This is a genomic window from Streptomyces sp. SID5643 (assembly GCF_009872555.1).
Lineage (GTDB): Bacteria > Actinomycetota > Actinomycetes > Streptomycetales > Streptomycetaceae > Streptomyces > Streptomyces iakyrus.
In genome coordinates, this window is the sequence record NZ_WWIC01000163.1 from 1 (window position 1) to 212 (window position 212).

General features: G+C 74.1%; 1 protein-coding gene. It reads right to left on the reverse strand.

Annotated elements, in window-relative coordinates; genetic code table 11:
• Positions 1 to 212, reverse strand: a 212-nt coding sequence (locus tag GTY56_RS19405) for a hypothetical protein (protein ID WP_161366615.1), incomplete at both ends; no start/stop codon positions are given.

Below are 212 nucleotides of genomic sequence, written 5' to 3' on the forward strand. Positions count from 1 at the left end.
CGCCGCGGACCCCGTAGTGCAGATACGCCGTCGACGAACCGTCGGCCGCCCGGCGGAAGACGGCGTCGAGCGGGACGTAGTAGCGCTCCTTGCCCGGGTGTTGGGACGGGTGCAGGCCCGCCAGGCGTTGCGCGCGGTCCCGGTCGGATTCGAGCGGGCCACGCCCCTGCGCCATGGCGACCAGGCCCCACACGATGGTGGCCGCAGTGCAC